Origin of the sequence: Pantoea sp. PSNIH1 (assembly GCF_007680655.1) — a bacterium.
Taxonomy (GTDB): Bacteria; Pseudomonadota; Gammaproteobacteria; order Enterobacterales; family Enterobacteriaceae; genus Pantoea; species Pantoea eucrina.
In genome coordinates, this window is the sequence record NZ_VEIP01000029.1 from 1 (window position 1) to 266 (window position 266).

Genomic DNA, 266 nt, shown 5'->3' on the forward strand with positions numbered 1-266 from the left:
TGCTGATATGGCTCAGTTGGTAGAGCGCACCCTTGGTAAGGGTGAGGTCCCCAGTTCGACTCTGGGTATCAGCACCACTTCCTTTATCTCTCTCCTGATTCTCTCTCTGTAAAACTAACATCGGGCACTGCCTGGTTAATGTGACGATATCTTTGATATATTCGTGTCTTAGAGGGACAAGCGATGGCTAAAGAGCAATTTCAGCGTAACAAACTGCACGTAAACGTGGGCACCATCGGTCACGTTGACCACGGTAAAACCACCCT

General features: G+C 48.5%; 1 protein-coding gene and 1 tRNA gene. Both read left to right on the forward strand.

Annotated elements, in window-relative coordinates; translation table 11 throughout:
- The first annotated feature begins 1 nt into the window (after position 1).
- Positions 2-77 (forward strand) — tRNA-Thr (locus FS690_RS18250).
- A 106-nt stretch (positions 78-183) separates the two neighbouring features.
- Positions 184-266 (forward strand): GTP-binding protein (locus tag FS690_RS18465; RefSeq protein ID WP_332459973.1); only part of this gene is annotated, 83 nt, incomplete at its 3' end.